This is a genomic window from Albidovulum aestuarii, assembly GCF_029961185.1.
Taxonomy (GTDB): domain Bacteria; phylum Pseudomonadota; class Alphaproteobacteria; order Rhodobacterales; family Rhodobacteraceae; genus Albidovulum; species Albidovulum aestuarii.
The window spans coordinates 159582-181279 of the sequence record NZ_JASBQQ010000005.1; the positions used below are offsets into that span (position 1 = coordinate 159582).

Genomic DNA, 21698 nt, shown 5'->3' on the forward strand with positions numbered 1-21698 from the left:
TTGTGTTGCTGTTTTACATCAACTTACGGCGCCGTGTCACGCGGATATCGAGATCGGTGATCTTCTTGCGCAAAGTATTGCGATTGATGCCGAGAAGATCGGCGCATTTAGCCTGATTACCGCCTGTTGCGTCCAGTGCGATCTCAATTAGCGGAAGTTCCATTTCCTTGAGGATTCGGTCGTAAAGGCCCGGCGGCGGCAGGCCGTCTCCATGCAGGTCAAAGTAGCGTCGGAGGTGCCGCAATATGGAAGCGGAAAGCCGCTCGGCGGGCTCCTGCACATCGCTCCGCGGCAAGGGCGCGGGGGTGCTGCCAAGGGCAGCCTCAACCTCGACCCGTGTAATTTCTGCCTCAAGTGCGGTCACAACAAGCCGCCTCAGCGTATTTTCCAACTGCCGCACATTACCAGGCCAACGATAGGCGCGGATCAGAGCCATGGCATCGGATGCTATCCGCCGTCGTGGCAGACCGTCCCGCTCGGCACGTGCAAGAAAATGTTCGGCCAGAAGCGGGATATCGTCGACCCGGTCCCGGAGCGGCGGTACCGTCAGCGCGACCCCACCAATCCGATAGTATAAGTCCTCGCGGAAATTTCCCGTCTCCAGCCGCGCCGTGAGATCCTGCTGGCTGGTGGCAAGGATGCGCGGCGCGGTAGCGGGCAGTGCGTCAAGCATGCGCACGATTCTTCCCTGGGCTTCGGTGTCAAAATCGCCGATCTCGTCAAAGACGATTGTCCCGCCACGCGCCCGCGACAGGACCGCCGACGGACCGTCCACGCCTTGCAGCTCGGCTGCCTGCACGATCACGAACGGCAATGTGCGCCGGTCAGAGAAATCGTGGATTGCGCGAGCGACCAGCGACTTTCCGGTCCCGGATTCTCCAGTGATCAACACCGGCAGATCGGCATTCATCACCCGCGCGACCAGCCGGTAGAGCGCCTGCATCGCCGGGGTCCGCCCCACCAGCGGCAGATCATCCCCACCTTCACGCGGAGCAGGCTCAGGCGCGACCACTCGCCGTTTTTGGCTCAGTGCACGGGCCGCGCGTTTCATCAGGTCGGGCAGGTCGAAGGGTTTCGGCAGATAGTCATAGGCCTCGGCTTCGGCCGCCTGGATCGCGGTCATGATCGTATTCTGCGCCGAAATCACGATGACCGGCAGACCAGGTCGTTCGGCGGCGATCTTCGGCAGGGCCTCGATCCCGTTGCCGTCCGGCATGACCACATCCGAAATCACCAGATCTCCCTTGCCCTCCTCGATCCAGCGCATGAGCGTGACCATGGACGAGGTTGCATGGACCTTGCAGCCCGCCCGGGTCAATGCCTGGGTCAGAACCGTACGGATCGTGCGGTCGTCATCGGCAACAAGGACGGTTCCATCCATCAGGGTGTCTCCTCAGGTTTCGGCGCGACGGGCAGCGACAGGCGGAACGTGGTGCGGCCGGGAACCGATTCCACAGTGATCCAGCCGCCGTGATCGGCAACGATCTTCGATACAAGCGCCAGACCAAGACCCGTGCCGTTTTCACGCCCGGACACGAAGGGGTCGAAGATGTCGCCCGCCAGATCGGGTGGAATGCCCGGCCCGTCATCCGTGATCTCAATCTGCAAGGGCAGCGACATGCCGCCGCCGTCGGCACGACGCAGGCGTAATCCCTGGTCGTAATAGGTGTGAAGCCGGATCGTGCCCGCCGCCCCTTTCGTCGCCTCGGCCGCGTTCTTCAGAAGGTTCAGGATCACCTGCAGGAGCTGATCGGAATCGCCCGCCGTCGGTGGCAGCGACGGGTCGTAATCCTCGGCGATCGTCATATGCGCGGCGAAACCCAGAAGCGCGGAACGCCGCGCCCGGTCGAGTACATCGTGTATGTTGACCGGCCTCGCCTCGGGAGGTCGCAGGTTGCCGAACTGCTCCACCTGCTCCAGCAGCTTCACGATCCGACGGCTTTCCTCGACGATCAGATCGGCCAGTTCAATATCTTCTGGGCCGAGGTTCATAGACAGAAGTTGCGCGGCTCCGGTTATCCCGGCCAAAGGGTTCTTGATTTCGTGTGCCAGCATCTCAGCCATACCAATGGCGGAGCGCGCGGCCGTCTTCATCCCAGCCCCCCGTCCCAACCTCTCGGCCAGTTCCCGGGGCGAGATCATCAGGATGACCGTGCCAGGGTGTTCTGACAGCGGTGCGGCCTGAAGGTTGCAGATGACCGGTGCGCGGTCGCCGGTACCGACATCGACATCATTGATGAAAAGCGAGGAGTGATTGGCACGAACGCGTGCAAAGACCTCTTCCAACGGCGCGTCGATGGCGAGACGGTCAAAAATAGGCTGGCCTTTCATCGCCTTCGCGGAGACGTTCAGAAAGGCTTCAGCAGCAGGGTTGACGTCCACCGCCCGGTCACTTTCGTCGATCAGGATTGCCGGAACCGGCAGCGAGGCCCAGAGCGTCGCGGCGGCGGGCAGGCTCATGCCGCGCACCTTTTGGCTTCGGCAAAGGCGCGTTCAATAAGGCCCAGAACCTCAACCGGGTCGGTAGTCACCATCATCCGGGTACGGATTGCGGGACTGGCGCCCGCTTCGTCCATGTACCAGCCCAGATGCTTTCGCGCGATCCGGACGCCAAGCTCGGCGCCATAGAAACTCAGCATCGCCTCGTAATGCTCTGAAACAAAGTCAGAAAAATCGCTTCCGATTGGTATCACGGGATCAGGTGAGCCGAATAAATCCGCTGCAATCTGCGCCAACCGCCAGGGCGCGCCCTGCGCACCGCGCCCAACCATAACGCCTGTCGCGCCTGAGGCCGACATCGCTGCCCGGGCCGAGAACGTATCGACGATATCGCCGTTGGCAATCACAGGAATCTTTACGGCATCACGCACCGCTCGGATCGCCGTCCAGTCGGCTGCGCCTTTGTAGAATTGCTGCCGTGTCCGGCCGTGAACGGTGATCATCTGCACCCCGGCCGCCTCAGCACGCCGCGCCAGATCCGGTGCGTTCAGGCAGTCAGTATCCCAGCCCAGACGGCATTTCAGCGTCACCGGCACATCGACGGCGTCGACAACCGCCTCGATCAGCGTAAGGGCATGACCGGGATCGCGCATCAAGGCCGAACCCGAGAGCCCGCCCGTGACCTTCTTGGCCGGGCATCCCATGTTGATGTCGATGATCCGCGCCCCCATGGCAGCCACGACCTTTGCCGCTTCGGCCATTGCGCCCGCCTCACGCCCAGAAAGTTGCACAGAAGTCGCGGTGTCATCGCCAAGGCCGAGATCGGTTCGCGCCTTGGCCCGAACTGACGGCTTTTCAGTCAAAAGTTCGCCAGAGGCCACCATCTCGGACACCACGAGTCCCGCGCCGAACCGTGCCACAAGACGGCGGAACGGCAGGTCGGTGATCCCCGCGAGCGGGGCAAGAAAGACCGGGGGATCCAGCGTGATATCGCCGAGTGTCAGTGGCAACTGCCTAATCCTTGTGCAACTGCCCCGGTCCTAAGCTTGCAAAGGAAAAAAAGCAACCGTAACGCCGCGGTGCAGAGCAACCATTCATTTGGTGCCTGAAAATTAAGCACACCCATAGACGCATGCATGGCAGCCGGGCATTGCCGAGAAAGCCCCGGCGGATTACAGCAGGGCAAACGGAGATCATCGTGACCGATACTGCAATCATCATTGTCGCCGCCGGGCGTGGCACACGGGCAGGCGGCGAACCCAAGCAGTGGCGGATGCTTGGCGGGCAGAGCGTGCTGGCGCGCACCGTTGCGGCTTTTCGGGGTGCGGGACGGATCATTGTTGTACTACATCCCGACGACATGACGCGGGGCATCGCAGAACTTGCAGGACAAGTTACGCTTGTCGCAGGCGGAGATACGCGATCGGAATCCGTTAGGAATGCCCTGGAAATCATTGATCCTAATGAATACTCATTTGTATTGATCCATGACGGCGCACGCCCGTTGGTCTCACCCACAGTCATCGGTCGGATACGCGACGCGCTGGAAAGCTCACCAGCCGCCGCGCCTGCCCTAGCGGTCACCGACGCGCTCTGGACCGGGGCTGAAGCGAAGGTATCGGGGCTGCAGCCCCGCGACGGGCTTTTTCGCGCCCAGACACCGCAGGGCTTCCACTTCCCGGCAATTCTGGACGCACACCGCGCCCATCCGGGCGGCGCGGCCGATGACGTCGAGGTCGCGCTGGCTGCGGGACTTGACGTCGCCATCGTCGAGGGCGAGGAGGAGAATATCAAACTCACCTGGCCCGGCGATTTCGCCCGCGCCGAACGGATTCTGGGAACTGACATGGATATCCGAACCGGGAATGGCTACGACGTCCACGCGTTCACCGAGGGCGATCACGTCATGCTTTGCGGCGTGCGGGTGCCACACACGAAAGCGCTTCTTGGTCACTCCGACGCCGATGTAGGCATGCATGCCCTGACCGATGCGATCTATGGCGCGCTGGCCGAGGGTGACATTGGCCGGCACTTCCCGCCCTCGGACCCTCAGTGGAAAGGCGCGGCGAGCCACATCTTCCTTTCCCACGCGACCGAGCTTGCGCGCAAAAAAGGCTACGGGATATCCAATGCCGATATCACTCTGGTCTGCGAATGCCCGAAGATCGGTCCACATGCGGTTGAAATGGCGTCTGAAATCGCCCGCATCACCGGCGTCCGGCCCGACCGGATCAGCGTCAAAGCCACCACCTCCGAACGGCTGGGCTTCACGGGGCGCGAAGAGGGTATAGCGGCCATTGCCACTGTGACTCTGGTGAAGCCATGAGCTTTCCCCGACTTCTCGCCACCTGGTTCGGCGCTGGCCTCCTGCGTCCGGCGCCGGGAACTTGGGGCTCGGCCGTCGCCGTGGCGCTCGGGCTCCTCATCCACGGGATCGGGCACTTCCCTCTGCTTCTGGCCGCTACGCTTATTGTCACGCCAATCGGCTTTTGGGCGACGGCGAAAACGGTTGAGGGGCAAGAGGAAAAGGACCCATCAGAGATTGTCATCGACGAGGTCGCAGGCCAGTGGATCGCGCTCCTCTTCCCTTCGGCGGGGTTCTGGTTGATGGGGCTCGACAGCTGGACCTTCCCATGGCCCGGCTGGGTCGCGGCCTTCCTCTTCTTCCGGCTTTTCGACATCTGGAAACCCGGGCGCATCGGTCGGGCTGACCGCAAGCACACCGCCTTTGGCACGATGGAGGACGACCTTTGGGCCGGGCTGTTCGCCGGAATAGCCACCATGATTGCGGCCGGACTCGCACATGGGGTCATGGGGGCATGAATCGGGCCGGGCAGCTTCTTTCACTCGCCCGCGCGAAGGGTGCCGTGATCGCAACCGCGGAAAGCTGCACCGGCGGCATGATCGCAGCGGCGATCACTGACATTCCCGGCTCTTCTGATGTCTTCGACCGGGGTTTCGTCACCTACTCCAATGCGGCCAAAACGGACATGCTGGATGTCCGCGCAGAAACTCTGAACGCCTTTGGCGCGGTCAGCGAAGATGTCGCCCGCGAAATGGCTGATGGCGCGCTGAATCGTTCAAACGCCAACATCGCCGTCGCGGTAACGGGCATTGCCGGGCCAGGCGGGTCCGAGCACAAGCCGGAGGGCCGCGTATGCTTCGGTCTGGCCAGAACCGGCGCGGCGACACAGGTCGAGACCATCGAATTCGGCGCGATCGGACGCGATGCCGTGCGCCGGGCGACGGTCGACTATGCGCTCGGCATGATCATCGGCGCCCTCGACGCGTGATGCGAACACCGATCAACTTTTGACCGCATCCTGTGCAATTTTGCCCGCATTTTGGGCAGTTTTGAAATTGCCGCACTTTCTGGCAGTTGACAGAGCGGTGCCGCTTTTCTTCGCATCGGGTTCAGGCTCTGTCCATCGCGCAACGAAACGCGAAAGGACATTCTCTCATGAACGGCGCCGATACTGCCTGGATCATCGTGGCCACCGGGCTTGTTCTTCTGATGACCCTGCCGGGACTTGCGCTTTTCTATGGTGGGCTCGTGCGGGCGCGGAATGTACTTTCTGTCTTCATGCAGTGCTTTGCCATTGCCTGCCTTATGAGCGTCCTGTGGCTGGTCGCGGGGTATTCCATCGCTTTCGGTGGCGAAGGAGCCTATTGGGGCGGTCTCGGCCGCGCCTTCCTGACCGGAGTGGATGCGGAGACGCTGAAGGGTTCCCTGCCCGAGGTCTTGTTCTTCGCCTTCCAGATGACCTTCGCGATCATCACCCCCGCCCTCTTCCTCGGTGCCTTCGCTGAACGCGTTGGGTTTGGTTTCGTCCTCCTCTTCTCGGCGCTCTGGATGCTCGGCGTCTATGCGCCAGTCGCCCACTGGATCTGGGGCGGCGGATTTCTGGCCGATGGCGGCATCTTTGGTGAGGTCGGGACGAAGGACTTCGCGGGCGGCATTGTCGTGCATGAAACGGCGGGTCTTGCCGCGCTGGTCCTTGCGGTGATGATCGGCCCTCGCAAGAACCGCACCACGCCACCGCACAATCCCGGTTTCGTCGCCATCGGCGCAGGGCTTCTCTGGGTCGGCTGGTTCGGCTTCAACGGCGGCTCGCAGCTTGCCGCAGATGGTGGGGCCGCGATGGCGATTACCGTCACGCATATCTCGGCTGCCTCCGCATCACTGACCTGGGCACTTTGGGAGCGGATCAAGTTTGGACGCGCCTCGCTCGTCGGCCTGGTCACCGGCACCATCGCGGGTCTTGCCTCGATCACACCCGCCAGCGGATTCGTCGGCCCCATCGAGGCGCTGGTGATCGGCGCGGTCGCGGGGGTGCTGTGTCAGGAGGCCGTCGCACTCATCCGCAACAAGATCCGCATCGATGACACGCTTGACGTCTTCGCCGTCCACGGCGTCGGCGGCATCTTTGGCACGATCATGATCGCGGCTTTCGGTGCGGGCAGCTGGACCGCCCAGCTCGGCGCGCTGGCCATCGTCGGCATCTTCACGGTTGTCGCGACTTGGATTCTGGCCAAACTCGCCTGTCTGGTAACGCCCATCCGCGTCGATGCGGAAACGGAGTTCAACGGTCTCGACATCTCGGCCCACGGAGAACGCGCTTACGACATTACGTCGTAAGAAAGTTCGACAGACATCTTGAACGGGGCCTTTCCAGGCCCCGTTCTCATTTCGATCAGGCTCGCCCGTAAAGCGCCTTCGCCCGCTCCTCGAAGGCGCGCACGACCCGGTGCATTGCCTCGTCGAAAACGACGCCAATCAGCTTTTGCAGGATTGCGTTCCTGAACGCGAAATCGACGAAGAAGGACACGTCGCATCCGCCCTCGTCCCGGTCCCGAAACGCCCAGTTTGACCGCATATGCTGAAACGGCCCGTCGAGGTATTCCGTATCGATCCGCCCCTCGGCGGGCCAGAGAACCACGCGGCTGCCGAACCGTTCGCGGAACACCTTGAACGATATGACCAGATCGGCCTCCATCACCTCGGCCCCGTCGGGTCGCGGCGTGAGCGAGCGGATGCGGGCGGCAGCCGTCCAGGGCAAAAACTCAGGATACCGCGCAACATCGGCCACCAGATCGTACATCTGCCGGGCGCTGTAGGGCATCACGCGGGTTTCCGAATGGGTAGGCATGCGCGTCCTTGGTGACTCTGGCGCCCCATGTCGCTAAATGGTGGGGGGAAATCAAGGGGACCGCATGCCGCATCGTGCTTATGTCATCGACGAAATGATATCCGCCAAGTCCATCGCCGCGCGGGTGGAAGCCTTGGCGAAGGACATCACAAAGGCGTTCAACGGCACAGACAAACTCGTCGTCGTCGGACTGTTGCGCGGCTCCTTCGTCTTTATCGCCGATTTGGTGCGCGAGATCGATCTGCCGGTCGAGGTCGATTTTCTTGAGGCCTCCTCCTATGGCGATGCAATGGAATCGAGCCGCGAGGTGCGCATTCTCAAGGACCTGAGGGGCGAGATTTCTGGCCGCGACGTGCTGGTCGTCGAGGATATCGTCGATACCGGATTCACGCTACATCACGTGGTCAACCTCCTGCGCTCGCGCGAGCCGAAGCGGCTGGAGGTCTGCGCGCTCCTCGACAAGCCGTCACGGCGCGAAGTGCCGATCAAGGCGACCTGGACCGGGTTCGAGATTCCGGACGAGTTCGTCGTGGGCTACGGTATCGACTTCGCGCAAAGGAACCGCAACCTGCCGCATATAGGCAAGGTGCGCTTTACCGATGAGACTGACGGGGAATGAACCCGCGTCATTTCCTGCGCATGGCTCATTGGGCGCGCAACCCTCCCTCGGCCCGGCGTGTAGCTCTGATCCTCGGGATCATCACTGTGTGTCTGGCACTGGCGGGGCTGGAATGGAGCGGCGTTTTGCCGGACGGGTTCGGACTGTCATCGGGCGACAACAAGCTGAAGATCAAACCGCTTCCCTAGGCGCGCCACGCAATCTGTCCGCCATCCGCCCAAGCGCCGTGACGAGAGCCCTACGGGTTTCGGCGATGCGCGGAACATCGGCCAGATCGGCGTGGCTGGCCACCCAGATATCGACGCAGATATCAGGAATAACGCCCCTCACTTCCTCAAGCCGGTCGTCCTCATGACCGAGAAAGTACGGTAGCGTTGCTATGCCCTGCCCCGTCGCCGCCATTTCGCGCAAGACCGGAAAACTGTCAGCGCAGGCCACAATGATTGCGGGGTCGCACCGGTCCGCCATCCACCGCCCGATAACCGAGCGGGACAAGGGGCCGCAGATGCCAAGCCATCCCGTGGCCGCGCTGCCCTTCTTGCGAAACACGCCAAAACCCAGTTTCGCCCCGATCTCACCCACCAGATCGTCGGCAAGCTTGTCGGTCGGGCGAACAGTGATATCTGCATGTGTCCGCGCCAGATCCAGATGTGTGTTCGTGCATAAAAGCTCGATCCGAAGTTCAGGAGATGTCTTGCGCAATTCGGAGACCACGGGCGGCAGAACATGCTGGCAGAACGTGTCGGTGGATGTGACCCGAACATCGCCGATCAGGGGCGCGCGCACGCCCAGAAGCGTCCGTGCCACCGACTGCACAGCCCGGTCCACCTCGCGCGCAGCGTCGATGACCTGTTTGTGCGCGCCGGTGACGACATACCCCCGGGCAGTCTTGTCGAATATCTCGACGCCCGAAGCCTCCTCATAGGCCGCAACTCGCCGGAGTACGGTTGCGTGATTCACGCCCAATCGCCGTGCGGCCGCATTGACCGATCCTTCCTCGGCCACGGCAAGGACAAAACGTAAGTCGTCCCAATTCTCCCTCATGCGGTCTTCCTCACGTCATTGTTATCGCTCAAAAACACATGCCGGGCCGTATCTCCAAGGCTTTTGCGCCTAAATTTGGGGGAAATCCCCCAGTTGTGCGATTTCTCACGTTTACCATGCGGAATTTACGGATGGTAATGAAATTCGGCACATGTACTCTATCCAGATCCTCAACAGGGAGTTGTATAATGAAGAAGTTTTTTGTCGGCCTGGCGCTCGCCACCATCGCCTTCACCGGGGCTGCTTCGGCACAGGAAGCGCCGTTTGCGAAACAGATCAAGGCACGTCAAGGGATCATGGTATACCGCGCACTGAACATCGGTGTCCTCGGCGCCATGGCCAAGGGCGAGGTGGAGTACAACGCCGAAGCCGCGCAGAAGGCGGCCGACGCGCTCGTATCGTCAGGCAAACTCGACGTCTCAATGCTCTATGTCCCCGGCTCCAGCAATGCAGAGAACCCGGATTCTACAGTCAAACCCGAAGTGTTCACCGAAGACCTCGGCATCGGGGCAAAGGCGGCCGACTTCAACACCGCAGCCGAGGCGATGCAGGCGGCGGCTGGCGGCGGCCTCGATGGGTTGAAGGCGGCGATGGGCCCGTTGGGGAAATCTTGTGGCGGCTGCCACGAGGTCGCGCGCATCCCGCAGAACTGAATGCTGCTTTTAGCTAGCTAGTCAGAACGGTTTGGGGGCGGAGTTTCTCCGCCCCCAGCCTGCGAGGAGACCCATGCGCCGATTGCTTCGTCTGTTTTATATCGTCCTGATTCTCGGCGTCGCTGTGGCGTGGCTGGTCCTGCGCCCCAACCCGCTCCCGGATGACGCTTTAGCGGGGATGACCGGCGATCCGGCCAGGGGTGAACTGATCTTTTGGGCGGGTGGCTGCGCCTCGTGCCATGCCGGCGACAAGGCAACCGAGGATGCAAAACTGGTCCTGAAAGGCGGGCAGCGCTTCCCTTCTCCATTCGGCACCTTCGTCGCCCCGAACATTTCGAACGACCCCGAAGCGGGGATTGGCGCGTGGAGCGATCTTGACCTTGCCAATGCCATGGCACGGGGCGTTTCGCCCAAAAGACGCCACTACTTCCCAGTCTTCCCCTATGCTAGCTACGCCAAAGCGGATCTGCAGGACATAGTCGATCTGCGCGCCTATCTTGCCACCCTTCCCGCCGATCCGACCCCGAGCGAGGCGCATGAAGTGGGTTTTCCCTTCAATATCCGCCTCAGCCTTGGTGGCTGGAAGTTCCTCTTCCTGAAGGATGGCTGGGTGGTCGATGGCGACCTGACAGTGGAAGAGCAGCGCGGCCGTTATCTGGCCGAGGCTCTCGGCCATTGTGGCGAATGCCATACACCCAGGAACGCGCTTGGCGGGATGGAGACCGGCCGCTGGTTCGCAGGCGGACCGGTGCCTGCGGGGCGCGGCAATTTCCCGAATATCACGCCCGCAAAGCTGGACTGGTCGAACACCGATATCGTCGAATACCTGACCTCGGGCTTCACGCCGGAATATGACAGTGCGGGCGGGCATATGGCGCTGGTGGTGCAGAACATGGCACGGCTACCCGCAAACGACCGCGCGGCAATCGCGGCTTATTTGAAGCGCGTACCGCCATCTGAGTGACACGCCGATTTACCTGATGTTAACCCTTATTGCAGCATGATCGGGCGATGGGCCGACAATGCTCGCCGATGGCGGTACTCGACGGCCGGTATCGCGGGACACTGCCATGACCTCCGCTTCGCACTGCCTTACCCTCCTCCTTCCCCTGACGGTCGCTGCGCCCTGTTATGCGGACCCTATCACGCAAACCACGGTGCCGCCCGTTGCGCGGCTGCAGATGGCAAATGGCCTCGACAGCCAATCGCAACCCCGGCCTATGCCACGGATATGGTTGCCAGAACCGGGAAGCAGGATGACCGGTATAATTTTCAAGGGGATCGAATTTCTTACCAGCGACCGGATTTCGACCCAGGCCGGTTTTCACGACGGCAGCGCGTCAGGTCCACGCCTTGATCTGTCGATAGGGTTCAACTTCTGAACCGGCTCATTGGCACTGCTGTCCGGAACTGTGCAGTTCACGCTACAGCGACCAATTAACTGGCATCTGATTGCAAGGAACACTTGTAGCACCGGCGAGAACGGGCGAATGGCTGCGGCCAATAGAACTCATCGGGGGCCGAATTCATGTATGCAGATCATCTTTCCAAAGCCTTCGCCGGGCTTGTCCTTGCGGCGGCGGTCCCGACCACAATCGCCGCACAATCGGCCCCGAATATCGTCGTCAAGGGCGAGGTCGAAATTGAATCGCTTCACAGCGACGGTTCCGACGAAACCTTCCTCTTCGGTGACGTTGATCTGAGTTTCGGCCCGGCTGGCGGAGCGGGCGGGCTTGGTTTTGATCTCGGTGTTCTCGCGATCGACAGCGATGGAATTGGCTCCGAATCGGCGGTTTTCGCAGCTGCCACCTACACGACCAGCTATGGCAAGTTCAGCTTCGGTGTGCCGCGCAACGCCGCGAGCGCTTTCAGCCGCATGCCGGATGTGGGCGGTATCAAATTGGTGGGGATAACTCAGGACACGTTCACCGGTGGAATCGTCGAACTGGTTTATCTGACGAATGACGACGTCCCGGTCGGCCTGCGGTATGATGCAGATTACGGAGCGTTTAAAGCGGCGACATCTTACCACCGCCTGTCCGACTCGGAGGCGACCGTCTTTGACCTTGCCGCCAGCTTTGAGATGGGCAAGTTCTTCACCAACGGCTCTGTGGAGATTGTAAAACCACAGGGCACCTCGTCACAATCGGCGGTGCATGCCGAGATCGGCGCGAGCACGGACCTCTACGAGGCGGGGATTGGCTACACGATTGGCAGCAATGTCATTCCAGACGCGTTCATGGCCTGGGCGACTTACCGGCCGGTTCAGAAGTTGGATGTTTCGGCAACCGTCCTCGACATCGACGGCGTCGATGCACTCTATGGTCTGAGCGGCACATACCAATTCTGGAACTCTGCCTATGTGCAGATGGGTGTCGCCGACAGCAGCAGCTTCGATGCGGTCTGGGATCTGTCGCTCGGCTACAAGTTCTGAACCTGATTTGGGCGGGCGATCTGCCCGCCCTTCGTTTCAGGCCCGGCCCAAACGCTCCAGCCGCGCCGCGCGCAGACGCGCGAAGTCGTCTCCTGCGTGATAGGATGACCGCGTCAGCGGCGTCGCCGAAACCATCAGGAAGCCCTTGCCATAGGCGGCCTTTTCATAGCCTGCGAACTCCTCGGGCGTGACGAACCGGTCGATGCGGTGGTGTTTCGGAGTCGGCTGCAGATACTGGCCGACGGTCAGAAAGTCGATATCGGCGGCGCGCATGTCATCCATGACCTGCCGGACCTCCTGCGCGTTCTCGCCGAGCCCGACCATGATGCCCGACTTGGTGAACATCGCCGGGTCCAGTTCCTTCACCCGTTGCAAAAGCCGGAGCGAGTGAAAGTACCGCGCGCCGGGACGGACCGACGGATAGAGGCCGGGCACGGTTTCAAGGTTGTGATTGAAGACGTCCGGACGGGATTCCACAACCTTTTCAAGTGCCTCCGGTCTACACTTAAGAAAGTCCGGGGTCAGGATCTCGATCGTCGTTCCCGGCGAGCGATGCCGAACGGCACGGATCGTCTGGGCGAAATGCTCAGCCCCGCCATCTTCCAGATCGTCGCGGTCGACCGAGGTAATCACGACATGGTTCAGGCCCAGCGTCTCGACCGCATGGGCGACGCGTCCGGGTTCAAAGACGTCCAGCGCATCCGGGCGGCCGGTGGCAATGTTGCAGAACGAACAGCCGCGCGTGCAGATCTCGCCCATGATCATCATTGTGGCGTGACCGGCCGACCAGCATTCGCCAACATTCGGGCAGCCAGCCTCTTCGCAGACCGTCACCAGCTTGTTCGTGCGCAGGATATCGCGCGTCTGCTTGTACCCTGCCGAGGTCGGGGCCTTGACCCTGATCCAGTCGGGTTTTTTCGGTTGCGCCTGATCCGCCCGATGGGCTTTTTCTGGGTGACGCTGGTCCGGAATTTTGAGGTCGCGCACGAATAATTCCCCCTAACTAGCGGTCGTACCGGAGATATGCCTTTTCTCAGTGAAACACAATGAAACTGCGCACATGGCGGGATTGCGCGGAATGGGAGGATACATGTCTTCAAAATTCGTCGCCGAGGCAATCGGAACGTTCATCCTGGTGTTCTTCGGGGTCGGATCGGCGGTTCTGATGGGCGAGCATATTGGTATGCTCGGGATCTCGCTGGCATTTGGCCTGTCGATTGTCGCCGCTGCCTACGGAATCGGTCCGATTTCGGGCGCGCATCTGAACCCGGCAGTGTCGTTTGGCATGATGGCTGCGGGCCGAATGAGCGGGCGCGATGCGGCAATCTACTCCATCGCTCAGGTGGCCGGGGCGACGCTGGCCGCGGCGGTGATCCTCATGATCGCATCCGGTCGGGCTGACTATTCGCTGGCCACAAACGGGCTTGGCCAGAACGGCTATGGTGCGGGCTATCTGGGTGAGTATTCGATGGGCGCTGCGTTCCTGTTCGAAACGGTCGCGACGTTTCTCTTCGTCACCGTCATTCTCGGCGTGACGCAGAACGGCGCGCCCACCAACCTCGCTGGGCTGGCAATCGGACTGACGCTGGCGGGCATTCACCTGGTTGGCATCGATGTAACCGGCGTTTCGGTCAATCCTGCCCGGTCGTTCGGACCTGCGATCTTTGCCGGTGGCGCTGCGCTCAGTTCGTTGTGGCTCTTCATCGTCGCCCCGCTCCTTGGGGGTATTCTGGCCGGCTTCGCCCACAGTCTGGGTGTGACGAGCGCACAGTAGCCTTGGGATCATCCGGGTAGCCTAGCCCCCGGGGCTGCGCGCGGCATTCACCAATGCCGCGCCGGCCTCTGCCAGAATTTCGGCAAGTCTCGTGAACCAGCCTTCGCCGTCGCTGGTGACACGGCGCACCAATACGATACGTCTGGAAGGTTCGGGGTCTGAAAAGCGGCGCAAGGCTATCCCGGGCACAGCCGCCGATTCCGTTGCGACCGCGATTTCCGGCAGAAAGGTCAACCCGACCCCCTGCCCCACAAGCCCGCAAAGCGTCGACAGCGAGGCGGCCCCAAGATCGAGACGTAGGCGTTTGCGGTCGAGACCACAAACTTCCAGCGCCTGATCGGCTAGGCAGTGGCCTTCATCCAGCAGCAGCAGTTGATCGGGGTCGAGCGTGGCCGGTCTCAATGCTTCCATACCGGCAGAAGCCGCTGAAATCCGCCGGGCACTGCCTGCCAGCAGGAACCTGTCCTCAAACAATGGCGTGGCGGACAGGTCTGAACCGTAGGGCAGATCAGCCACCACGATTGCATCCAGCCGGCCGGAATTCAGATCGGCCATCAGGTCATCAGTACGGGCCTCGCGAATCCTGAGATCACGGGTCAGGTCGTCGGCCCGCAGGTTCGGCAGGGCGCGGGGCAAAAGATATGGGGCCACGGTCGGAATGACGCCAAGGTTCAGCCTTCCGGACAAAGCCTTGCGCCGCGCCGCGGCTTCCAGTTCGCTGATCTCGGCCAGAATCCGCCGGGCGCGTGTTTCCAGCTCGCGCCCTTCGCGCGTCAGATGCAGGCCCCTTGGCAGTCGTTCGACGAGAGTGACGTTAAGAACAGTCTCCAGTTCTTTGATCTGCATGGACAATGCTGGCTGAGAAATGTGGACCTTTTCGGCGGCGCCCCCAAAGCTGCGCGCCTCGGCGAGAGCGAGAAAATAGCTCAACTGTCGCAATGTCAAGGGCATAAGCATTCCTTATCGCAACACGAAGAATTTCCGATTTTTAATTATTACAAACCGGGCCCATAGTCACGCTGCAAATCCCGATCCCGTCGGAACGGAACAGGAGCCCTTCCCGGGTTCCAACCGCCGTCGGGACAAAACATCGAACCGATTGGAGGATACATGGACGGCGACATCAAATGCCCGGTACATCACACCGTTGCGGGCGGCAGATCGAACAAGGACTGGTGGCCGAACCAGCTTAACCTGAAGATCCTTCACCAGCATTCTGCAAAGTCAAACCCGATGGGTGCCGACTTCGACTATGCCGAGGCCTTTAAATCGCTAGACCTCGACGCGTTGAAGCAGGACCTCTATGCCCTGATGACCGACAGTCAGGACTGGTGGCCTGCCGATTACGGCCACTATGGCCCGCTCTTCATCCGCATGGCCTGGCACAGTGCCGGAACCTACCGCACGGGCGACGGGCGTGGCGGCGGCGGCACTGGCGCGCAGCGCTTCGCGCCCCTCAACAGCTGGCCGGATAACGGCAACCTCGACAAGGCCCGGCGCCTGCTCTGGCCGGTCAAGAAGAAGTACGGCAACAAGATTTCCTGGGCCGACCTGATGATCCTCGCCGGGAATTGTGCGCTAGAATCGATGGGATTCAAGACCTTCGGCTTCGGCGGCGGCCGCGCCGACATCTGGGAGCCGGAAGAGGACATCTATTGGGGCAATGAGGACACCTGGCTCGGTGACAAGCGGTATTCTGGGGAGCGCGACCTTGAAAATCCGCTGGCCGCCGTTCAGATGGGCCTCATCTACGTCAACCCGGAAGGGCCGAACGGCAATCCCGATCCGGTCGCTTCGGGCCACGACGTCCGCGAAACCTTTGGCCGCATGGCGATGAACGACGAGGAAACAGTTGCACTCGTCGCGGGTGGACACACCTTCGGCAAGGCCCATGGCAATGGTCCGGCCGATGCTGTCGGCCCCGAACCCGAAGCCGCCCCGATCGAAGCGATGGGCTTCGGCTGGCTGTCGTCGCACGGCACGGGCAAAGGTTATGACACGATCACCAGCGGCATCGAGGGCGCCTGGAAGCCCAACCCGACCAAGTGGGACATGGGGTATTTCAAGGTTCTCTTCAAATATGAGTGGGAACTGACGAAGAGCCCGGCCGGCGCGAATATCTGGCTGGCCAAGGACGTAGCCGAAGAGGACATGGTCGTCGACGCCCATGACCCGTCCAAGAAACACCGTCCGATGATGACGACGGCCGACATGTCGCTGCGCATGGACCCGGCTTACGAAAAAATCTCGCGCCGGTTCCTCGCCAACCCCGAAGAATTCGCCGATGCGTTCGCCCGCGCCTGGTTCAAGCTGACCCACCGCGACATGGGGCCAAAGGCGCTATACCTTGGCAAGGAGGTTCCGGCCGAAGACCTGATCTGGCAGGACCCGATTCCGGCGGTCGACCACCCGCTGGTCAACGCCTCCGATATCGCCGACCTCAAGGCAAAGGTTCTCGGATCCGGTCTTTCAGTGTCGGAACTGGTCGCGACGGCCTGGGCCTCTGCCTCCACCTTCCGGGGTTCGGACAAGCGCGGCGGTGCCAACGGTGCCCGTATCCGTCTTGCGCCGCAGAAGGACTGGGAGGTCAATGACCCTGCGCAACTCGCCAAGGTGCTCGCTGTCCTGGAGGGAATCCGCGCCGCGTTCAACGGCTCTGCTGCGGGTGGCCGCAAGATCTCGCTCGCCGACCTGATCGTGCTGGCAGGCGGCGCGGCCGTGGAGCAGGCTGCGAAAGCGGCGGGTCACAGTGTCGAGGTTCCGTTCACCCCGGGCCGGACGGATGCGTCGCAGGATCAGACCGACGTCGAAGCCTTTGACGTTCTGGAACCGAAGGCAGATGGATTCCGCAACTACATGCAGGGCAAATACGCCGTCCCGGCAGAACAGATGCTGATCGACCGCGCCCAGCTTCTGACCCTGACCGCGCCCGAAATGACGGTGCTGGTCGGCGGCCTACGGGTCCTCGGCGCCAATAGCGGCGGCAGCAAGCATGGTATCCTGACTGAGCGTGCCGGTCAGTTGACGAACGACTTCTTCGTCAACCTTCTGGACATGGGCACGAAGTGGAGCGCCGCAGGTGACGGGGTTTACGAAGGCCGCGATCTTGCCTCCGGTGCGGTGAAGTGGACCGGCACAAGGGCTGATCTGGTCTTCGGTTCGAACTCCCAGCTTCGCGCAATCGCCGAAGTTTATGCTCAGGACGACAACGCCGGTGCCTTTGTCGGCGACTTCGTGAAGGCCTGGACCAAGGTGATGAACGCCGACCGGTTCGATCTGAACTGACGGTTTATCCATCCGCTGAAACAGAAAAGCGCCCCGGAAGCCGGGGCGCTTTTTATTTAGCCGATCATCGGAGACTGCCCGCCATAGGTCTCGTCATAGTGGCGCTTCAGGCGCTGAAGCGCGATGCGCAGGACGATCTTGCCCGACCGCGCCGACCAGCCCATGCGTTTCTCCGCGGCCTCCAGCCCCTCCAGAAAACAGCAGCAGCGCAGGACCATGTCGCCAAGCCCGGGACCAAGATCACGTAGTGCTGCGGCAACCCGATCGCGCGCCTGTCCGGATCCGCCGCCAACACCGCCGGAAAAACTGCCCCTGTCGCCCGCTGTCAGGAACCTGTCCCAATTCTGTGCAACTCTCGGACCCAACTGAGCGAGCTCAAAATCCTCGCGCAGTCGTTCACCCGCAGCGACCAGATCCGAACTGAGAAAGGGATTGCCGTCCTTTTCCTTCCGGCGCGCCAGCACTGTCAGCGGGCTCTCGGCGAGGTTGTATCGGACCCGATGCCGATTGTCGGCCCCCGCTTCGGTAATATCGCGTTCGCCCCAATCCCGGTGTTGTTCCGAAAACCGGTTCTGCGTTTCAGCGAATCCCGGACTGCGCGATGCCTGGTCTTGCGCAAGCAGACGCTTCAGCATTGCGCGCCCTGCCCCGGTAATCTCGTAGGTCGTCACCCGGCCCGGCTTTTGCACGGCGATCCAGTCTTTCAGGGCGAATGCCTGCGCCACGGTTCTGTCGACAACACCTGTCCGGACCGTTCCCTTTAATACAACGGCCTTTTCCATCTCGGTCGAAACGACCAGAACAGCACCGATTTCACATAACCGCCGGAGAATCCGGCGGGCTTCCCGATGCAATGCGGCTTCATCGGGGACGTGACACTTGGTCGACCGGACCGGTGCACTCATATGGCAGGCTCCTTCCTGTTTTTGACATGCTGTTTCCGTCTTTCGTGCTCGTTCGGACCAGCTTGGCGGGACATAGAGCCGACCAAACCGGTTCAATGCCTCGTCGATCAGCGGGTCATCGCGTCGGTTTTCAAACGCGCGGACTTTTCTGAGGATTGTTGACGCATGGCAGCCTTCGAACCGGGCAAGAGCGCGCAGCGACAGCCCCTCTTCGACATGACGCAGATAAAGGCGCGCATTTTCTGGCAGCCAGCCAGGCAATGCCGCTGGCGGTTGGGCCATAACCGTCATTCAGTCCCCCGAATTTCCTACAGCAATTTACGCTGCATTAACCACAATAGGATCAACCGTCGGTTGCATTCGTTACCTGATCGTTAAAGGCGAGCACGATCCCGAGAATTATTGATAAATTATAAATTTCTCTGAAAGATACGGACGCTACCCGGCGACAATCCGCAACACCGGGACTTCCTGTTTCATTCTCCGGTTGTTTTCAACATGGAGGAAACTGATGTCCGATCTTCCGTCGATGCTTCAGGAGTTGCGCCGCCCCCGGCTTTTGATCCGCGCAGCGAGGGCCGGGTTGGCCGAATACAACCGGAACCGTGACCTGAAGCGCCTCGTGCGGGCCAATGCGGTCCCTGACCCCGACAGGGCATTGTCCATTCTGATGGAAGAAGAAGAACGGATCGAAGCGACGCGCCGGACCGGCGATGCCAGCTACTCCTTCACACGCCATATCGAGGTTTTGATCGCAATGATGGCGGAGGTCCGCCTGCTCAGGTCCTGTGCGTGACTTCGACCTGCCACCAATGGAATGGGCCGCCCGATCCGGGGCGGCCCTGTGACTTTTGACGCCGCCAGACGACGATCACATGAAGGCGTCAGGCATCGAGGCCTTCTTCTTCGCCACGTATTCGTTCAGCGCCTCTTCGATCGCAGGATCCATTGCGGGCTTCTGGTAGTCGTTCAGCAGCTTCGAAACACGCGCCTTGGCGAGCGCAACTGTGTCGCGGGCCCCTTCTTCGTCCCAGGTCTCGAACGGCTTGTAGTCCAGCAGTTCGGTGCGCCAGAAGGCCTGCTTGAAGTTTGCCTGCGTATGGGCACAGCCGAGGTAGTGACCACCCGGACCAACTTCGCGGATCGCGTCCATCGCCTGCCCGGTCTCGGACATGTCGATGCCCTTGGCGATGTGATGCAGAACACCAAGTTGATCGGCATCCATCACGAACTTCTCGAAGGACGAGACAAGACCGCCCTCAAGCCAGCCGCAGGAATGCAGCATGAAGTTCACACCGGCCAGAAGGCCCATATTAAGCGAGTTCGACGTCTCGTATGCCGCCTGAGCGTCCGGCAGCTTCGATCCGCAGAACGAGCCTGCCGACCGGTAGGGCAGCCCCATGCGCCGGGCAAGTTGGCCCGCGCCGTAGGTGATATGCGCCGCTTCAGGTGTGCCAAAGGTCGGCGCGCCAGAATTCATGTCGATCGAGGTCACGAAGGCACCGAAGATCACCGGCGCGCCCTGGCGGATGAGCTGGCTGTAAGCGACGCCCGCCAGCACTTCCGCCATGACCTGCGTCAGTGTACCCGCGACCGTCACCGGCGCCATCGCGCCGCCGACGATGAAGGGCGAGATGATCGCGGCCTGATTGGCCTTCGCATAGACCTCAAGCGCGCCCATCATGATCCCGTCGAAGGTCATCGGCGAGTTGATGTTGATGAGCGAGGTCATGACCGTGTTCTGGTCGACAAAGTCGGACCCGAACAGGATCTTTGACATCTCGACCGAATCTTCGGCCCGGACCGGTTCCGTCACCGAGCCCATGTACGGCTTGTCCGACAACGTCATATGCGCCAGCAGCATGTCGAGGTGACGCTTGTTCACCGGGATATCGGTCGGCTCGCAAACCGTGCCGCCGGAATGATGCAACCATTTCGACATGTAGCCGAGCTTTACGAATTTCTGGAAATCGTCGAGCGTCGCATAGCGGCGCCCGCCATCAGCATCGCGCACGAAGGGCGGACCATAGACGGGCGCAAGCACAAGACCACGGCCGCCAACGGTCACGTTACGCTCAGGGTTCCGGGCGTGCTGGACATAGGAAGAGGGTGCGGTCTTGCACAATTGGCGGGCAAGGCCCTTCGGGATGCGCACACGTTCGCCGTGCACGTCGGCACCGGCATCCTTCCAGCGCTTCAGCGCTTCCGGGTTTTCGACGAAGTTGACGCCAACTTCTTCGAGAATCGTCTCGGCATTGGCTTCGATGATCTCCAGCGCCTCATCGTTCAGAATCTCGAGGTTCGGGATGTTGCGTTCGATGAACTTCGCGCATTCGATACGCACAGCCGTCCGTTCTGCCCGCCGTGCGGCACCGCCGCCACCCCGTGCCCGCCGGCCTTCCGCAACTTCACTCATGTCCTCGAGTCTCCTGACAAGTCGGTTTCGGCCACCTTGTACTCGGATTGCCCTTTTCCCGAACGCGGGATGCGTCGTTTCGCGGGCGAAAACGACATTTGACGGTACCGTAAGCGACAATCGGACCAGAGGTCGCGCCCTGATGGTCAGGCGGCGCGGGCCAAACAGTCGGGCGCGAAGGGTTCCACCGTCACAGCCTCGCCGTCAAAGGTACAGAAGCTGCCGGGTGGCACTGCTTCCCAGCATTCACCGGTCTCCAGCGGTTCGGACACAACCGCGCGGCCGACCCGGGTTTCGGACCAGCGATGGTAGAGCGTGGGTGCCTTGTCGTCGGTCGCATAGCGCGCGGCGTAAAGCCGTTTTCCGTCAGAAAAAGCCACGGTCATGCGGACATGCGGGCCAGTACCCTTTTCACGCGAAAGGGCCTCCATCCGTGCCGTGGCGCGTTCCAGTGCCCCTTTCGGATCATCATCCAGCCCCTCGCCGAGCGCGATCAGGAACAGGGCCTCGCTGTCCGTCGCCCCCTTCCTGTGGGCATAAAGCTGATCAGGGATCAGCATCTCGGCATCGCGCCGAAGGCCGTCATAACCACCGATCTGGCCGTTATGCATGAACGACCAGCGCCCGACCGCAAAGGGATGGCAGTTGTTGCGGCTGGTCGCGGTACCAGTCGAGGCACGGACATGAGCGAGGAACAGATGCGATTTCACCTGTGCGGTCAGCGAGCGCAGGTTCGGGTCGGACCACGCGGGCAGGATGTCGCGAAAAAGCCCCGGTTCCTCTCGTTCGCCGTACCATGCGAGCCCGAACCCATCTGCGTTGATCGCCGATTTGCACTCCGACGCGCACTGACTCTGGTGGATCAGCGAATGCCCCGGGCGGCTGACGATATCCTCAAGAAAGATCGGAGTGCCCGTATAGGCTGCCCATCTGCACATATTCTTACCTCTGCTCGCGGGCGGGTTGCCAAAATCCTCCC

At 61.5% G+C, this 21698-nt stretch carries 23 protein-coding genes; 13 read left to right on the top strand and 10 right to left on the bottom strand.

Going from position 1 to position 21698, the window contains the following annotated elements:
* Window positions 1-13: 13 nt before the first annotated feature.
* The 3 genes from QKW60_RS12985 to dusB are packed head-to-tail and all read right to left on the bottom strand — an operon-like array spanning window position 14 to window position 3449.
* Complete coding sequence (locus QKW60_RS12985) at window positions 14-1381, bottom strand: response regulator (RefSeq protein ID WP_282369284.1); 1368 nt, start codon at window positions 1379-1381, stop codon at window positions 14-16.
* Entirely contained in the window at window positions 1381-2460 is a 1080-nt protein-coding gene (locus QKW60_RS12990) for a two-component system sensor histidine kinase NtrB (RefSeq protein ID WP_282369286.1), read from the bottom strand. The genes QKW60_RS12985 and QKW60_RS12990 overlap by 1 nt, the downstream gene beginning before the upstream one ends.
* Window positions 2457-3449, bottom strand: a complete 993-nt coding sequence (gene dusB, locus QKW60_RS12995) for a tRNA dihydrouridine synthase DusB (RefSeq protein WP_282369287.1) — start codon at window positions 3447-3449, stop codon at window positions 2457-2459. Before dusB ends, QKW60_RS12990 begins: the two co-directional genes overlap by 4 nt.
* Before the next feature lie 188 nt (window positions 3450-3637).
* Between dusB and QKW60_RS13000 the strand changes: the two genes are divergently transcribed.
* From QKW60_RS13000 to QKW60_RS13015, 4 genes are all read left to right on the top strand, one after another.
* Entirely contained in the window at window positions 3638-4765 is a 1128-nt protein-coding gene (locus tag QKW60_RS13000; RefSeq protein WP_419762681.1) for a bifunctional 2-C-methyl-D-erythritol 4-phosphate cytidylyltransferase/2-C-methyl-D-erythritol 2,4-cyclodiphosphate synthase, read from the top strand.
* Window positions 4762-5262: a phosphatidylglycerophosphatase A family protein gene (locus QKW60_RS13005; protein WP_282369289.1), complete on the top strand. Its 501-nt coding sequence runs from the start codon at window positions 4762-4764 to the stop codon at window positions 5260-5262. The genes QKW60_RS13000 and QKW60_RS13005 overlap by 4 nt, the downstream gene beginning before the upstream one ends.
* The gene (locus QKW60_RS13010) at window positions 5259-5732 is read left to right on the top strand and encodes a CinA family protein (protein WP_282369291.1); all 474 of its coding nucleotides are present in this window, start codon (window positions 5259-5261) and stop codon (window positions 5730-5732) included. The genes QKW60_RS13005 and QKW60_RS13010 overlap by 4 nt, the downstream gene beginning before the upstream one ends.
* A 167-nt stretch (window positions 5733-5899) precedes the next feature.
* The gene (locus tag QKW60_RS13015) at window positions 5900-7078 is read left to right on the top strand and encodes an ammonium transporter (RefSeq protein ID WP_282369293.1); all 1179 of its coding nucleotides are present in this window, start codon (window positions 5900-5902) and stop codon (window positions 7076-7078) included.
* Between the two features lie 55 nt (window positions 7079-7133).
* Here the strand turns inward: QKW60_RS13015 and QKW60_RS13020 are convergent, their stop codons facing one another.
* Window positions 7134-7589 carry a type II toxin-antitoxin system RatA family toxin gene (locus QKW60_RS13020; RefSeq protein ID WP_282369295.1) on the bottom strand — a complete coding sequence of 152 codons (456 nt, stop codon included), beginning with the start codon at window positions 7587-7589 and terminating at the stop codon, window positions 7134-7136.
* Window positions 7590-7653: 64 nt separating this feature from the next.
* Here QKW60_RS13020 and hpt point away from each other — a divergent pair, with 64 nt between their 5' ends.
* Window positions 7654-8208: a hypoxanthine phosphoribosyltransferase gene (gene hpt / locus QKW60_RS13025; protein WP_282369297.1), complete on the top strand. Its 555-nt coding sequence runs from the start codon at window positions 7654-7656 to the stop codon at window positions 8206-8208.
* Complete coding sequence (locus QKW60_RS13030) at window positions 8205-8396, top strand: hypothetical protein (protein WP_282369298.1); 192 nt, start codon at window positions 8205-8207, stop codon at window positions 8394-8396. The genes hpt and QKW60_RS13030 overlap by 4 nt, the downstream gene beginning before the upstream one ends.
* On the opposite strand, the gene QKW60_RS13035 is transcribed toward QKW60_RS13030, so the two are convergent.
* Window positions 8380-9252, bottom strand: a complete 873-nt coding sequence (locus QKW60_RS13035) for a LysR family transcriptional regulator (RefSeq protein WP_282369299.1) — start codon at window positions 9250-9252, stop codon at window positions 8380-8382. The two genes, QKW60_RS13030 and QKW60_RS13035, sit on opposite strands and share 17 nt — an antisense overlap.
* A gap of 188 nt (window positions 9253-9440) precedes the next feature.
* Here QKW60_RS13035 and QKW60_RS13040 point away from each other — a divergent pair, with 188 nt between their 5' ends.
* The 4 genes from QKW60_RS13040 (at window position 9441) to QKW60_RS13055 (ending at window position 12339) form a co-directional block, all read left to right on the top strand.
* Window positions 9441-9905 (top strand): c-type cytochrome, encoded by a 465-nt coding sequence (locus QKW60_RS13040; protein ID WP_282369300.1) that lies wholly within the window; start codon window positions 9441-9443, stop codon window positions 9903-9905.
* A 73-nt stretch (window positions 9906-9978) separates the two neighbouring features.
* The gene (locus QKW60_RS13045) at window positions 9979-10869 is read left to right on the top strand and encodes a cytochrome c (protein ID WP_282369301.1); all 891 of its coding nucleotides are present in this window, start codon (window positions 9979-9981) and stop codon (window positions 10867-10869) included.
* A 292-nt stretch (window positions 10870-11161) separates the two neighbouring features.
* Window positions 11162-11287: a hypothetical protein gene (locus tag QKW60_RS13050; protein WP_282369302.1), complete on the top strand. Its 126-nt coding sequence runs from the start codon at window positions 11162-11164 to the stop codon at window positions 11285-11287.
* A 146-nt stretch (window positions 11288-11433) separates the two neighbouring features.
* Window positions 11434-12339, top strand: coding sequence for a hypothetical protein (locus QKW60_RS13055; protein WP_282369303.1), 906 nt, complete (start codon window positions 11434-11436; stop codon window positions 12337-12339).
* A gap of 36 nt (window positions 12340-12375) precedes the next feature.
* Here QKW60_RS13055 and lipA read toward each other — a convergent pair whose 3' ends face one another.
* Window positions 12376-13326: a lipoyl synthase gene (gene lipA / locus QKW60_RS13060; protein WP_282369304.1), complete on the bottom strand. Its 951-nt coding sequence runs from the start codon at window positions 13324-13326 to the stop codon at window positions 12376-12378.
* A gap of 103 nt (window positions 13327-13429) precedes the next feature.
* On the opposite strand from lipA, the gene QKW60_RS13065 reads away from it, so the two are divergent.
* On the top strand, window positions 13430-14113 hold the full coding sequence (locus tag QKW60_RS13065; RefSeq protein WP_282369305.1) for an MIP family channel protein: 684 nt from the start codon (window positions 13430-13432) through the stop codon (window positions 14111-14113).
* Between the two features lie 21 nt (window positions 14114-14134).
* Here the strand turns inward: QKW60_RS13065 and QKW60_RS13070 are convergent, their stop codons facing one another.
* A complete protein-coding gene (locus QKW60_RS13070) occupies window positions 14135-15064 on the bottom strand; it encodes a hydrogen peroxide-inducible genes activator (RefSeq protein WP_282369306.1) in 930 nt (309 codons plus the stop codon).
* A 159-nt stretch (window positions 15065-15223) separates the two neighbouring features.
* On the opposite strand from QKW60_RS13070, the gene katG reads away from it, so the two are divergent.
* Entirely contained in the window at window positions 15224-17398 is a 2175-nt protein-coding gene (katG, locus tag QKW60_RS13075) for a catalase/peroxidase HPI (RefSeq protein WP_282369308.1), read from the top strand.
* A gap of 56 nt (window positions 17399-17454) precedes the next feature.
* Here katG and QKW60_RS13080 read toward each other — a convergent pair whose 3' ends face one another.
* On the bottom strand, window positions 17455-18594 hold the full coding sequence (locus QKW60_RS13080) for a DUF6456 domain-containing protein (RefSeq protein ID WP_282369309.1): 1140 nt from the start codon (window positions 18592-18594) through the stop codon (window positions 17455-17457).
* A gap of 220 nt (window positions 18595-18814) precedes the next feature.
* On the opposite strand from QKW60_RS13080, the gene QKW60_RS13085 reads away from it, so the two are divergent.
* Complete coding sequence (locus tag QKW60_RS13085; protein ID WP_282369310.1) at window positions 18815-19099, top strand: DUF6477 family protein; 285 nt, start codon at window positions 18815-18817, stop codon at window positions 19097-19099.
* Between the two features lie 75 nt (window positions 19100-19174).
* Here the strand turns inward: QKW60_RS13085 and QKW60_RS13090 are convergent, their stop codons facing one another.
* Window positions 19175-20719 (bottom strand): trimethylamine methyltransferase family protein, encoded by a 1545-nt coding sequence (locus QKW60_RS13090; RefSeq protein WP_282369311.1) that lies wholly within the window; start codon window positions 20717-20719, stop codon window positions 19175-19177.
* Between the two features lie 146 nt (window positions 20720-20865).
* On the bottom strand, window positions 20866-21657 hold the full coding sequence (locus tag QKW60_RS13095; RefSeq protein ID WP_282369312.1) for a class II glutamine amidotransferase: 792 nt from the start codon (window positions 21655-21657) through the stop codon (window positions 20866-20868).
* Between the last annotated feature and the right edge of the window lie 41 nt (window positions 21658-21698).